At 71.0% G+C, this 12,384-nt stretch carries 13 protein-coding genes; 3 read left to right on the top strand and 10 right to left on the bottom strand.

The window, feature by feature from the left end; genetic code table 11:
- Window positions 1-24 precede the first annotated feature (24 nt).
- From ACFUUZ_RS25315 to ACFUUZ_RS25305, 3 genes are read right to left on the bottom strand one after another with little or no spacing between them, the layout of a single operon-like run.
- Entirely contained in the window at window positions 25-951 is a 927-nt protein-coding gene (locus ACFUUZ_RS25315; protein WP_378700362.1) for an alpha/beta hydrolase, read from the bottom strand.
- A gap of 5 nt (window positions 952-956) precedes the next feature.
- Window positions 957-1,790: an SDR family NAD(P)-dependent oxidoreductase gene (locus ACFUUZ_RS25310; protein WP_378700311.1), complete on the bottom strand. Its 834-nt coding sequence runs from the start codon at window positions 1,788-1,790 to the stop codon at window positions 957-959.
- Window positions 1,787-3,310, bottom strand: a complete 1,524-nt coding sequence (locus tag ACFUUZ_RS25305) for a flavin-containing monooxygenase (RefSeq protein ID WP_378700309.1) — start codon at window positions 3,308-3,310, stop codon at window positions 1,787-1,789. Before ACFUUZ_RS25305 ends, ACFUUZ_RS25310 begins: the two co-directional genes overlap by 4 nt.
- A gap of 60 nt (window positions 3,311-3,370) precedes the next feature.
- On the opposite strand from ACFUUZ_RS25305, the gene ACFUUZ_RS25300 reads away from it, so the two are divergent.
- Window positions 3,371-4,030, top strand: a complete 660-nt coding sequence (locus ACFUUZ_RS25300; RefSeq protein ID WP_378700360.1) for a TetR/AcrR family transcriptional regulator — start codon at window positions 3,371-3,373, stop codon at window positions 4,028-4,030.
- Here ACFUUZ_RS25300 and ACFUUZ_RS25295 read toward each other — a convergent pair.
- Genes ACFUUZ_RS25295 through ACFUUZ_RS25270 form a run of 6 tightly spaced genes read right to left on the bottom strand, consistent with a single transcriptional unit; the run spans window position 4,027 to window position 8,059 of the window.
- Window positions 4,027-4,554 carry a hypothetical protein gene (locus ACFUUZ_RS25295; protein WP_378700307.1) on the bottom strand — a complete coding sequence of 176 codons (528 nt, stop codon included), beginning with the start codon at window positions 4,552-4,554 and terminating at the stop codon, window positions 4,027-4,029. The genes ACFUUZ_RS25300 and ACFUUZ_RS25295 overlap by 4 nt on opposite strands.
- A 28-nt stretch (window positions 4,555-4,582) precedes the next feature.
- Window positions 4,583-5,002, bottom strand: a complete 420-nt coding sequence (locus tag ACFUUZ_RS25290; RefSeq protein ID WP_378700305.1) for a hypothetical protein — start codon at window positions 5,000-5,002, stop codon at window positions 4,583-4,585.
- Entirely contained in the window at window positions 5,002-6,333 is a 1,332-nt protein-coding gene (locus ACFUUZ_RS25285; RefSeq protein WP_378700302.1) for a hypothetical protein, read from the bottom strand. The genes ACFUUZ_RS25290 and ACFUUZ_RS25285 overlap by 1 nt, the downstream gene beginning before the upstream one ends.
- Entirely contained in the window at window positions 6,330-6,629 is a 300-nt protein-coding gene (locus tag ACFUUZ_RS25280; protein ID WP_378700300.1) for a WXG100 family type VII secretion target, read from the bottom strand. Before ACFUUZ_RS25280 ends, ACFUUZ_RS25285 begins: the two co-directional genes overlap by 4 nt.
- Window positions 6,630-6,938 carry a WXG100 family type VII secretion target gene (locus ACFUUZ_RS25275; RefSeq protein WP_378700298.1) on the bottom strand — a complete coding sequence of 103 codons (309 nt, stop codon included), beginning with the start codon at window positions 6,936-6,938 and terminating at the stop codon, window positions 6,630-6,632.
- A gap of 59 nt (window positions 6,939-6,997) precedes the next feature.
- Window positions 6,998-8,059 carry a class I SAM-dependent methyltransferase gene (locus ACFUUZ_RS25270; RefSeq protein ID WP_378700295.1) on the bottom strand — a complete coding sequence of 354 codons (1,062 nt, stop codon included), beginning with the start codon at window positions 8,057-8,059 and terminating at the stop codon, window positions 6,998-7,000.
- Window positions 8,060-8,208: 149 nt separating this feature from the next.
- On the opposite strand from ACFUUZ_RS25270, the gene ACFUUZ_RS25265 reads away from it, so the two are divergent.
- Together ACFUUZ_RS25265 and ACFUUZ_RS25260 are read left to right on the top strand one after the other, a co-directional pair.
- Entirely contained in the window at window positions 8,209-11,277 is a 3,069-nt protein-coding gene (locus ACFUUZ_RS25265) for a BTAD domain-containing putative transcriptional regulator (RefSeq protein WP_378700293.1), read from the top strand.
- Between the two features lie 25 nt (window positions 11,278-11,302).
- A complete protein-coding gene (locus ACFUUZ_RS25260; RefSeq protein WP_378700291.1) occupies window positions 11,303-11,653 on the top strand; it encodes a hypothetical protein in 351 nt (116 codons plus the stop codon).
- A gap of 17 nt (window positions 11,654-11,670) precedes the next feature.
- Here the strand turns inward: ACFUUZ_RS25260 and ACFUUZ_RS25255 are convergent.
- A partial coding sequence (locus tag ACFUUZ_RS25255) for a hypothetical protein (RefSeq protein WP_378700288.1) occupies window positions 11,671-12,384 on the bottom strand: 714 nt, incomplete at its 5' end.

Below are 12,384 nucleotides of genomic sequence, written 5' to 3'. Positions count from 1 at the left end.
CCCGGTCTGCTGGAACCGCTGGAGCTATCCTAGTTCCCGCAGGTCGGCCGGGTGTAGTGCGTCGCGCAGGAATTCGGCCATCTCGGACAATACGGCGGCGGCGGGTCTGGTCAGCCCGGCCTGCAGCTGGGCCACGTGCCAGAGCCCGCGGCTCTCGGTGAACCGCACGTGCACGCCCGCCGCGCGCAGCTTCTCGACCAGCTCGACGCACTGCGGGTGCAGCAGCTCGCTCTCGTCCACCTGGACGTAGGTGGGCGGCAGCGCGTGCAGCACGCCGCTGAGCGGGGCGTAGCTGAAGTCGCCGCAGTCGGCGGCGCCCAGGTAGGCGGTGGCGCAGAGCCGCGACCACGGCTTGCTGACCACCAGGTCGCGCTCGCGCTCCGGGATCGCGTTCGGGTCGGACCACGGCGCGATCAGCCCGAGCGCGGCCGGGGTGATGCCGTGCTTCGCGATCAGCCGCTGGGCCAGCGCGAGCGCGAGCCCGCCGCCCGCGGAGTCGCCGGAGATGGCGATCCGCTCCGGGCGGTAACCGTGCTTGGCGACCAGCTCGAGGAAGGCCGCCTCGGCGTCCTCGAGTCCGGCGGGCAGCGGGTGCTCGGGCGCCAGCCGGTAGTCCAGCGAGTAGACCGGGCACCGGGCGGCGCGGGCCAACCGGGCGCCGAGCGAGCGGTGCGTGGCCAGCGAGCCGACCACGTAGCCGCCGCCGTGCAGGTAGAGGATGGCGCCCGCCTCGGTGTCGGTCGGGGTGGTGCCGACCGTCAGCCGCTCGGCGGGCCGCCCGGCCAGCCGGATCTTCCGGACCACCGCGCCCGCGGGCAGCAGCTGCACCCGCGAGGAGGCGTCGAGCAGCTTGCGCTGCACCGGGAAGGGCATCCTGGCGTGCAGCGACGCCCAGTAGAGCGGGGTGAGAATCGCCCGCACCACCGGCAGCGGCAGGTTCAGCTCGCGCAGGTCGCTCACGGCAGCACGCCCCGCTGGACCCGCGCGGAAATCCGCTGGTAGCCGGAGGCGGTGATGCGCACGAACAGGTCGAGCAGCTTGGCCTCCCAGCCGATCAGCACCCGGCCGTGGCCCTTGCGCACGCCGTCGGTGATGGTCTCGGCGGCCATCTCCGGGGTGTGCATGGCGAGCTTCTTGTCGAAGAGCGAAGCCGCGTTGGCGCCGTCGACGTTCTCCGCGTAGGTGGCGTTGCGGGCCACCGCGGTCTTGATGCCGCCCGGGTGCACGCAGGTGACCTGCACCGGCTGCTTGCCGAGCAGCATCTCCTGGCGCAACGACTCGGTGAAGCCGCGCACCGCGAACTTGGCCGAGTTGTACGCGCTCTGGCTCGGCACCGCGATCAGCCCGAACAGGCTGGAGACATTGACGACGTGGCCGTCGCCGGACTCGATGAGCATCGGCAGGAACGCCTTGGTGCCGTTCACGACGCCCCAGAAGTCGACGTCCATGATCCGCTCGATGTCCTTGAACCCCGAGTGCAGCACGTCGCCGTGGTAGGCGATGCCCGCGTTGTTGTAGATCTGGTGCACCACGCCGAAGTGCGCCTTGACCGCGTCGGCGTAGAGCAGCACGGCCTCGCGCTCGGAGACGTCCAGCCGGTCCGCCTTGACCTGCGCGCCCAGCGCCTCGCAGCGCCGGACCGTCTCGGCCAGCCCCTCGGCGTCGATGTCGGAGAGCGCGAGCTTGGCCCCGCGCCCCGCCAGGTTCTCGGCCAGTGCCCGGCCGATGCCGGAGCCCGCGCCGGTGATCACGCAGACCTTGCCGGTGAAGTACGCGTTCCTACTGCTCACTGCGGTACCACTGCTTTCTGATCGGCCGCGGCCTTCGTGGTCGAGTAGGCCGCGACGTCGAACTTCTTGGTCTGGCTGCGGAAGCGGAAGGTGAAGTCCGGCCACAGCGTGGTGTTGTTGCCGTGTTTGTCCAGGTACCAGCTGGCGCAGCCGCCGGTGTTCCAGACCGTGCCCGCCAGCTTCTGCTGCAGCGCGGCGTTGTAGCTGTCCTGCACCTCGCGGCGCACCTCGACCGTGCGCAGCCCCTGTCGCGCCACCGCGCCCAGCGCGTCGGCGACGTAGTTGATCTGCGACTCGATCATGTAGACCATCGAGGTGTGGCCGAGCCCGACGTTCGGGCCGACCAGGAAGAACAGGTTCGGGAAGCCCGCGATCGCCGCGCCCTTGTACGCCTGCTGGCCCTGCTGGTCGAAGACCTCGGAGAGGGTGCGGCCGTCCGGGCCGACGATGGCGTTGTAGGTCGGCGAATCGGTCACGTGGAAGCCGGTGGCGACGATCAGCGCGTCGATCTCGCGCTCGGTGCCGTCCCTGGTGACAATGGAGTTCGCCCGGATCTCGGCGATGCCGTCGGTGACCACGTCGACGTTGTCCCGGTCCAGCGCCGGGTAGTAGTCGTTCGAGATCAGCATGCGCTTGCAGCCGATCCGGAAGTTCGGGGTGACCTTCGCGCGCAGCTCGGGATCGGAGATCTCGTGCCGCAGCTTGGCGCGGGCGATCAACTCGAAGATGTTCATCAGCGCCGGGAACTTGGCCAGCCCGACCACCTGGGTCTCCCTGGCGGCGTAGATGCCCGCCCTGGAGAGCCGCTGCGCGCCCGGGATGTGCTTGAAGGCCAGCTTCTCCAGCGCGGTGTACGGCCGGTCGAAGCGGGGCAGCAGCCAGGGCGCGGTGCGCTGGTAGACGTCCAGGTGCGCGACCTTCGGGGCGATCGACGGCACGATCTGGATGGCCGAGGCGCCGGTGCCGATGATCGCCACCCGCTTGCCGGTCAGGTCGGCATCGTGGTTCCAGCGGGCGGAGTGGAAGACCTCGCCCTCGAAGTCGTTGATGCCCTTGATGTCCGGGAGCGCGGGCTCGCAGAGCGCGCCGACCGCGGAGACCACGGTGTCGGCGGTGAAGGAGCCCCTGCTGGAGTCGATGTCCCAGCGCGAGGTCTCGGCGTTCCAGCGCACCGAGGTGACGTCGCAGTCGAAGACGTGCTTGCCCAGCACGCCGTACTTCTCGGCTACGCCGCGGATGTACTGCTGGATCTCGCCCTGCTTGGAGAACGAGCGCGTCCAGTCCGGGTTGAGCGCGAAGGAGTACGAGTACAGGTGCGAGGGGACGTCGCAGGCGGCGCCCGGGTAGGTGTTGTCCCGCCAGGTGCCGCCGACCTCGCTGCCCCGCTCCAGGACCAGGTAGTCGTCGCGGCGCTGCTGCTTCAGCCGGATCGCGAGCCCGAGCCCGGCGAACCCGCTCCCCACGATGATCGTGCGCACGTGTCGCCGCTCGACACCCTTGTCTGTAACCTTGCGACTCATGTAACCGAGAGTACGAGTTTATTGAGCAGCAGTCAACAGTATTGAGCAGTGGTCAGTAGGATGAGCCGGGTGAACCGCAGAAGCCAAGGGGAGAGCGCCAAACGTGTCCGATTGAGCCCGGACGAGCGGCGCCTGCAACTCATCACCCTCGGCGCCAGGATGCTCGGCGAGCGCGCCATCGAGGACATCTCGGTCAGCGAGATCGCCGAACAGGCGGGCATCTCCCGCGGCCTGCTCTTCCACTACTTCCCGACCAAGCAGGACTTCCACCTGGCGATCGTGCACCACGCCAACGCCGAGCTCCTGGAGCGCGTGACCCCCGACCCCGGGCTCGGCATCTACGCCAAACTGCGCGACTCCATCGAGCGGTACATCGACTACGTCAGCGAGAACCGGACATCCTACGCCGCCCTGCTCCGCGGGCCGACCAGCACCAGCCTGGAGCTGGCGCCGCTGGTCGACGCCACCCGCGACGCCATCATCGGGATCATCCTCAGCGAAGCGCCGGTGCACATCTCCGAGTCCGAGCGGCCGCGGTTGCTGCTCGGCATGCGGGGGTGGATCGCGTTCGTCGAGGAGACGACGTTGACCTGGTTGCGGACCGAGGCGGTGTCCCGGGACGAGCTGGTGGAGTTGCTGGTGGATTCCCTGGTGGCGTTCGCTGCCGCGTTGAGTCCGGGGTTGGCGGAGGCGTTGCGCGGGGAGGTTGTGGGGGGTTAGTCGTCGGAGGCGACGATCATGCGGAGCGACGCGTTCGCTCGATCGAGCAGCACCAGTTCGTGGAACTCACCGTTGCTCAGGCCGAGGTCGCTCATTGCGGCTTCGCCGAGGTCGCGGAGTTCGTAGATCGCGGTGGCGGTGCCGATCGGCTCGAACACCTCGGCGATCAGGTCGGTCATGAGCTCGTCGGGGACGGATCCGGCGGCGCGAAGCCAGCGGTCGACAACGGCCACCGCCTCGTCGCGCGAGATGTCGCGGTAGGAGTCGACCGAGATGTTGCGCAGCCAGTAGGGTCCGTGCCGGGTTCCGCCCGGCTCGATTCCACCACCGATGTAGTTGTCTCGATACGCCGTGGAGTCGATCAGGGCGCGCAGGATTTCGGCATCGGTGGCCCCGGGCTGCTGAACGATGTACTTCTTGCTGTCCACCCAGCGGAATCCGTGGCGACCGTCCTGGTCGAAGTCGAAATGACGGAAGTTGAGGAATGCGTGGTCAGCGAAGTCGAGTACCGCTTCCGCTGTCACTCGACCACCCTGTCATCGGCCGTTCCGCTCACGGGTCCGCGCGGGAGAGCGGGTCGTCGGCCCAGGGGTCGCCGTAGTTGTCGTACGGGTCGCCGAGCTGCCGCAGCCGCTCCAGGCCGGCCTCGGTGATTTCCGCTCGAAGGATCTCGCTTCGGTCCACCTCGACCGGGTCCATGTGCAGGTATCCGACGCGCCCCTCGTAACCATCGGCAACACGCGAAATCGCCTGCTGCACGGAAATGTCCCAGGGAGTCCATGCGTTGCCGGGGCCGGTGAAGGAGCCGAAGCGGATCCATCCGCGCTCACCGAACTGCCGGATGGCGTCGAGCACGAAGGCGCGGCTGTAGTCTTCCGGTTGCAATGTGGACAAGATGACGTCGAACTCGCTGAGCGGCGTCCAGTCGTCCGAGATCGCATGCAGAAGGAAGTTCTCCGCCTTCTCGTTCATCAGGGGAGGTGCACCTTTCTCGGTCGAGCGCCGGGATACTTGATCTCGATCGTCGTGCCACCGCTGGTACTCGACTCTCGAAGCTTCACCTCGGTGCCGTCCGGCAAGCGCGTGACCTTTCCGGGGAAATCGTTTCCGGTGACCGGCTCGCCACCGCGAGCCAGGTCATCGTACAGTTCGCGGATCTCGGCTTCGGTCCCCAATTGCCGGTGCGGCTTGTTCCTTCCCGGCTCGGTGCGGTCCAGCAGGATGTCCTGAACTTCTTCGGCGTTCGTGGGGCCGGTGGCGGGAACCGTGACGTCCCGGGACGAGCCCTCGGAGTCCGTCTCGTCGTCGAGGAATACGCGCATCGCGATGATGGACGCCAGGCCAGTTGTCATCTCCGTCAGACTCGGTACGCCGTCGAATGCCTTGACGACGCCGACCGCGCCGGCGGTGGCCACCGCCAGGCCGACGGCGCGAATGAGATTGCTGGCCTGATACACATTGCGAATGGTGTTCACGGTGTTCGCCACGATCGCGGTGACCCCACCGGCGCCCAGCGCGGCGCTGCCGCCGAGGGTGAAGAAGAAGGCGGCCGCCGCAGCGGCGACCGTGAGACCGGCCGCCCACTTGGCAGAGGTCACCGCGGACTGTACCGCCATCGTGCCCGAGTGGTAGTCCGCGACCGGAGTGGCCAGCGCGAGTGACGCGGTGCGCAGATTCTCCGCTCCCTTGCGCACCGACTCGATGTGATCGCGGATCGGCTCCAGGTTCTCGTCGCGCATCGGCTCGAGCAAGCCTGCGATCGCGGCCACCCTGGCGCTCGCATTCGCGATGATGTCGTGCGTCGAGAAGTTCTTCCATGCTGTCGCCGCGCGCTCCAGCTTGTCGACGTCGCCGTTGGGGAGTTTGCCGAACTCCGCCACGACCTTCCCTAGCAGGCTCTCGAAAATGTCGACATCGTCGGCGTGCCGGGAGAGCCCGGGCCCGTTGTCGGCGACCGAGGTGGGGATGGAGATGTGGCAGACGTCGATCTCGCCGACGGTCGGCCGGGCGGGAGCGGGATTGCTGCGGTTCGCGATGCCGTGGTTGTAGCCGAAGGCGGAGAGCACGTAGCCCAGGTTGGACAGCGCGTCGGCGATATTGGTGCAGGTCTGGAGGGTTTCTCGGGCGGAACGGTCGTAGGCTTCGCCCCACTGCTTGCAGCCGGGGGCGTCACCGGCCATGCCCACGCACTCGTTCTTGATGGCCGCGTGCAGCGGGGCGTCCGCTTTACGGATCTCGCCGGCCAGGTCATGACACTTCTGCGCGGCGTCGTAGTACACCTGCCAGTCGACGCTCTGACTCATCCGCCGCCGACCATCCGCCGGTTCAGGTCGTTGGCCCGGGTGTAGCGGGTGTGCATGGTGCGCGCGGCGTCGCTCATGTCCCGCAGCCCGGTGACGAATTCCCGCGCTCCGGCGGACCATTGGCGGTGCGCGTCGGCGTAGGCAGCGGCGGCGACGCCTTCCCAGCCGGTGCCGGTCAGGGTGGCGATCCGGTCGTCGACCTCGTCCAGGTTTTCGGCGATGAAGGAGGCGAGGGCGGAGACCCGGGTGACGATGTTGTCGAGTTCTTCCAGGTCGACCGAGAACTGCGAACTCATCTACATGTTCAGCAGGGTCGCGGATTCCGACTCCTGCTTCTCGTAGTTCGCGGCGCTGACGCCGAGCTTCTCGGCGAGGACGGCGAGTGCGTCGATGATCGCGGTGCCGCCATCGCGGACATCGGTCCAGCCGGTGGCGAATTCGGCGGCGGCGTCGCCGGTCCAGCTCTCGGTGGTGAGGCGGTCGACATCGCGGGCGGCGGATTGCAGGGCGCCGCGCAGGGTTTCGGCGAGGTCGTAGACGTATTGGCCGACTTCGCGCACCTTTTCCGGCACGACGGCGACAGGTGTTCCCCCGGTGTCACTCACGGAATCGACGGTAGCAGTCGGGTGCGGGCCGCCGCGGGGTGTCGGCGGCCCGGCCGGGGTCAGGGGTGCAGCTGGTAAAGGCGGAACAGGTCGTGGTCGATGTCGAGCACCTCGAGCCGGGCGAAGCCTGCCTCGTGCGCGTAGCGGCGCAGGGTGTCGGGGCGCATGACGGTGCCGGTGCCGACGGAGCCGGCGTGCGACAGGCCGTCGGGCAGGCAGATCAGCAGCGACATGCCGTACATGAGCTGCTCGACGGGGTCGCCGGGTCCGGAGAAGGTCTCCGGGACCCGCTCGTCCATGACGAGGACGGTGCCGTCGGGGCGGGCCATGGCGCGGGCGGCGCGCAGGACGCCGACCGGGTCGGGCATGTCGTGCACGCACTCGAAGGCGGTGACCAGGTCGTACCGCTCGGCGGCGGTGAGGTCGGCGACGTCGGCGTGGTGGAACCGCACCCGGTCGCCGAGGCCGTAGCCTGCGGCGTTGGCGCGGGCGGCCTCGATCGAGGCGGGGTCGAGGTCGAAGCCGTCGACCCGCGCGTTCGGGTAGGCGAGCGCGATGCCGATCGCGGACCAGCCGTCGCCGCAGCCGATGTCGGCGACCCGGCCGCCCGCGGTGAGCGCGCGGTGCGCCGCGGGCAGCGCGGGCAGCCAGTCGGAGCCGAGGACGTGCAGGAAGAGCGGGCGGTTGGCGTCGGCCTGGCCGGTCCGCATGACCTCGCCGTACTCGTGCCAGCCGACTCCGCCGCCGGTCCGGTACGCCTCCAGCAGCGCGGGCAGCTGCACCGCCGCGGCGGCGACGACCCGGGCGAACGGGGTGAAGTAGCTGAGGCTGTCCCGGTCGCAGAGGACGGGTGCGTGCTCGGCGGGGAGGGTGTAGCGGCGTTCGGGCGCGGGCAGCGCGGGGTCGTCGACATCGATCAGCCCCGCGACAGTCTGCTGCTCCAGCCACTCCCGGCAGTACCGCTCGGCCATGCCCGCGGCCGCGGCGGCCTCGGCGGAGGTGTGCGGCTGCTCGGTGAGCAGGTCGTAGAGGCCGAAACTGGAGCCGATGTGCACGCCGAGCACGTCGAACGTGCCGAGGACGGCGGTGAAGAGGTGGTCGGCGAGCTCGTCCGATTTCATGGTCTGCTCCGTAGGTCGGGGGTTGGCGACGTTCCTACGGTGCGCCCCGGCGCTGACAGTCGGCTGTCACCGCGCTGACAGGGGTGGCCCGGGGCGGGAGCAGTCGGCATGCTGAACCCGACCTGTCGGCATCGACCACGAGGTGCGCTGTGCTCGAGATCCGCGTGCTGGGGGAGTTGCGGCTGGGTGCCGGGCCGTTTCCGCCCGGTCGGCCCGGGCTGCTGCTCGCGCTGCTGCTGCTCGCCCGCGGGCGAGCGGTCTCCGTTTCGCGGCTGGTGGAGGAGCTGTGGACGGAGTCGGAGCCGGGCGATCCGCGGGCCGCGCTGCACACGACGGTCGCGCGGCTGCGGCGGGCGCTCGGGGTGCCGGTGCTGCGGCACTCCGAGGCCGGGTACCGCCTCGATCGGGAGGGGGTCGCGCTCGATGCGGACGAGTTCCTGCGGCGTACAGCGGTGCCGGTGGGTGAGCATCCCGCGGCGGCGCTGATTCGCTGGGAGAGCGCGCTGGCGCTGTGGGGCGGTGAGCCGTGGGGGCGGTTCGCAACCGGTCCCGCGCAGGCGGAGGCGGCGGAGTTGGGTGAGCGCTTCGAGGTGGCGCGGGAGGAGCGGGCCGGGGCGCTGGTGGCGCTGGGGCGCGGGGGCGAGGTGGTCGCGGAGCTGCGGGCGCTGGTGTCGGCGGCGCCGTTGCGGGAGCGTCGGGTGCGGTTGCTGATCGAGGCGCTCGCCCCCGGGGATCAGGTCGGGGCGTTGCGGGTGTTCGACGAGTATCGGCGGGCGCTCGCCGAGGAGCTCGGGCTCGATCCGTCGCCCGCGCTGGTGGAGTTGCACGGGCGGGTGCTGCGGCGGGAACCGGTGGGTGCGGATGCCATTCCGATGGCGGCGGTATCCGTTTCAGCGGGGGAGGTGGGAGCCGATCCAGTGGCAGCAGCCGCGGCAGCTCCTGTTCCGGTGGGAGCAGACGTCGTTCCGGTCGTTGCAGCGGCCGTTCCGCAGGTCGCTTCGGTGGCGCGAGCGGCGGCGGCTTCCGGCTCGACGGCAGGAGTCTCGGCGGAGACCGCGCCAGGGCGGGCGGATGCGGCCCGCGGCCCGGCGCTGCGACGACTGATCGGGCGCGACGCGCAGCTCAGCGCCCTGAACACCCTGCTGGAGCTGCATCGCGCCATCACCGTGGTCGGCCCCGGCGGTGTCGGCAAGACCAGCCTCACCGCGGTCGCCGCCGCCGCGCACCGGCACTGGTGGGCCGACCTCGCCGCCGTGACCACCGCCGAGGCGGTCGCCCGCACCGTGGCCGATGCGGTCGGCGTCGAGGTGCGGCCCGGCGCCGTCTTCGAGACCGCGCTGCGCCACCGGCTCGCCGAACTGGACGGCCTCCTGGTGCTCGACAACTGCGAGCACCTGCTCACCGCCTCCGCCGCGCTGGCCGAACTCGCCCTCGGCTCGTCCCCGCGCCTGCGCGTCCTCGCCACCTCGAGGCAGCGGCTCGGCATCGCCGCCGAGCAGGTGTATCCGCTGCCGCCGCTGCAACTCCCCGACCCGGATTCCGCCGCCGCCCCCGCCGTCACCCTCTTCGTCGAGCGCGCCACCGCCGCCGCCCCCGAGTTCGCCGCGTGCCGCGACGACCCCGCCGTCCGCCGCACCGTCGCCGCCCTGGTCCGCCGCCTGGACGGGCTGCCGCTCGCCATCGAACTCGCCGCGGGCAGGCTCGGCGCGCTCACCCTGGACGACCTGGCCGCCCACCTGACGCACCGCCTCGACCTGCTGCGCGGCGGTTCGCCGCTGGCCGCCCGGCGGCAGCACACGCTGGCCGCGACCATCGCCTGGTCCTGCGACCTGCTCGACCCGGACGAGGCGCGCGCTTTCCGCCTGTTCGCCGTCTTCGCGGGCGAATTCGACCTCGATGCCGCCGCGGGGGTGCTCGCCGCCGCCGACGCCCGCGCGGCGGCGGATCCGCCGGACCGGCACGCCGCGGAGCTGGTCGCCTGCCTCGCCGAGCGCTCCCTGCTCGTGCGGCCGCGCCCGACCGGCCCCGGTCGGTACCGCATGCTCGAGACGCTGCGCACCTTCGCCCGCACCGACGGCTCCGCCGCCGAACTGACCGCCGCCCGCCGCGCCCACGCCGCCTGGCTGGTCACCGCGGTCGAACACGCCGATATCGGTCTCCGCGGCCCCGATGAGCCGCGCTGGTCGCTCCGGCTCGACGAGCTGGTCCCCGACGCCGCCGTCGCCTTCCGCTGGGCGCTCACCGCGCAGCCGGAAACGGCCTGCCGCATCGTGACCGCCTACCGGCACTGGTCCTACCTGCGGCTACGCGCCGACATCCTCGGCTGGGCGCTCGACATCGACGAGCCGCACGCGAGTTCGGGCGCGCACGCCGCGGCGACGCTGCACCACTGGCTCGTCGGCAATGCCGCCGAGGCCCGCCGCCGCGGCGCCGCCGCGCTGGCCGCCGCCGAACCGGGCAGCCGCGACGAATCGGTCGCGCTCGACGCCCTCTCCGACCAGGCGCTCGCCGACGGCGACTTCGCCACCGTCACCGAGCTGAACGACCGCGCGCACCCCCGCGCGATCGCCAGTGGCGATCACGTCGCCGCGACCCTTGCGACCGTCGGGCACACCCTCGCCGCCGCCTACAGCGGCCGCCCCGCCGCCCCGCTCCTCGCCCGCGCGGCCACCGAGGCCCGGCGCTCCGGCAACCCGACCTCGCTCGCCTGGGTCGCCTACACCGAGGGCGAGCTGTTCGCCGACACCGACCCGGCCCGCGCGCTCGCCGCGCTGGAAACCGCCATCGCCCGCGCCGAATCCGTGCACAACCGGATCATCGCCGGAGTCAGCCGCACCGCCGCCACCGCCGCCCGCGCCCGCACCGCCCCGCTCGACCCGGCCACCATCGCCGACGCGCGCGCCGCCGTCGCCTACTGGTCCGGCGCGGGCAGCGACCAGCTCCTGCGCACCTGCCTGCGCAACCTGGTCCCGCTCCTCGACCGGCTCGGCGCCGCGACGGCCGTCGTCGAACTCGCCGCCGCCACCGGCGTCGCCGACGCCGCCGGAACCGAGCGCAGCCGCCTCGATGCCGCCCTCACCCGCGCCAGGGAAGTGCTGGGTTCGTCCTTCGAGGCGTCGTATGCGGCAGGCGAGCAGCGCACACTCGCCGCCGCGGCCGACACGCTCATCGGCGAACTCGAACGTTTCGCCGCGACCGAGGGCACGCTGGACCGATAGCACCCCCGCCGACCAGAAGGACCGCATGCAGAAACCATTGCTCGCCGCAGCGGGCGTCGCTGCCGCCCTCACCTCCACCATCGCCCTCGGCGCGGGCCCGGCCGAGGCCGCGCCGCAGAACTGCACCGTCGAACGCACCCTGCTCGACGCATCGGCCACCTGCCCGCCCGACGGCGGCACCGGCTACGTCCTGCACGTCGACTGCTTCGGGCTCTATGCCAGCGGCCCGTTCCCGCTCTACGCCATCGGCCCCTACCCGGTGCTCAGCTATCCGTTCACGCCCGACGGGCAGCGGGTCACCGCGGGCTGCACGGGGATGGGGCCCGGCGTCGTCGCAGTGGTCACGAATGCCTTCGTGCAGGACTACAGCGGCTGAGACCGTGGACCGTTCCGCTATGTCTCGCGAAAGCAGTACCCCATGCCGGTCTCCTCGTCGATGAAGTTCTGGACCTTCGCGCGGATGTAGTCCATCTGCTCACCGGCGGCGAGTGGTGGGTCGCACTCGGCGGTGTCCTTCATGGCGGGCACTTTGCGGACCAGCCGGATCGCCCTCGGTTCGGTGCAACCGGGGCTGTAGGTGAAGAGGCGCGCCAGCACGGTGTAGCAGCTGCCGACGCTCAGGTTCGGCCTGGTGCAGGCGTGCAGGATATCGCCACCCCGTATCCCGATCCCGGAGATGATGATCAGCCCCTCGAAGTCGGCGCAGTCGTAGTCGCGGGCTCCGTCACCGACGGCGACGACCTGCTGCGTCGCCGCCGGATCGGCACAGTCCGACAGCGTGACCGGACCCCGATGCACGCCCATGCCGACGGGTGCTGCGGTGCAGTCGCCGATCTCCAGCACGCCCGTGGCGCGTGCATCCCCCGGAACTATTTCGGAGCAGGCGGCCGCGCCGGATAGCGCGGCTGCCGCGAGCAGCGCGCGGAACCCCGCACGCGGAATCACAGACCACCAGGGTGCGCGCATCGGGCCGGTCGTTCGGCTTCGCACAGAGCCCCCTTCCCCATCAACGAATTGCAGCATTCGAGGTATTGGACGGAGCCCGACCTCGATCGGTTCCACTCCCACCGGAAACGACTCCGGGCCGGGCACCCCGAAGGTGCCCGG

This window comes from Nocardia sp. NPDC057353, assembly GCF_042667085.1.
GTDB lineage: Bacteria > Actinomycetota > Actinomycetes > Mycobacteriales > Mycobacteriaceae > Nocardia.
This window is presented reverse-complemented; position numbering and strand designations above follow the sequence as displayed.

Coding starts and splice junctions, on each gene's coding strand:
- ACFUUZ_RS25280 (WP_378700300.1), bottom strand. CDS start 6,629: ATGAGTTCGCAGTTCTCGGTCGACCTGGAAGAACTCGACAACATCGTC.
- ACFUUZ_RS25285 (WP_378700302.1), bottom strand. CDS start 6,333: ATGAGTCAGAGCGTCGACTGGCAGGTGTACTACGACGCCGCGCAGAAG.
- ACFUUZ_RS25260 (WP_378700291.1), top strand. CDS start 11,303: ATGCAGAAACCATTGCTCGCCGCAGCGGGCGTCGCTGCCGCCCTCACC.
- ACFUUZ_RS25290 (WP_378700305.1), bottom strand. CDS start 5,002: ATGAACGAGAAGGCGGAGAACTTCCTTCTGCATGCGATCTCGGACGAC.
- ACFUUZ_RS25300 (WP_378700360.1), top strand. CDS start 3,371: ATGAGCCGGGTGAACCGCAGAAGCCAAGGGGAGAGCGCCAAACGTGTC.
- ACFUUZ_RS25270 (WP_378700295.1), bottom strand. CDS start 8,059: ATGAAATCGGACGAGCTCGCCGACCACCTCTTCACCGCCGTCCTCGGC.
- ACFUUZ_RS25305 (WP_378700309.1), bottom strand. CDS start 3,310: ATGAGTCGCAAGGTTACAGACAAGGGTGTCGAGCGGCGACACGTGCGC.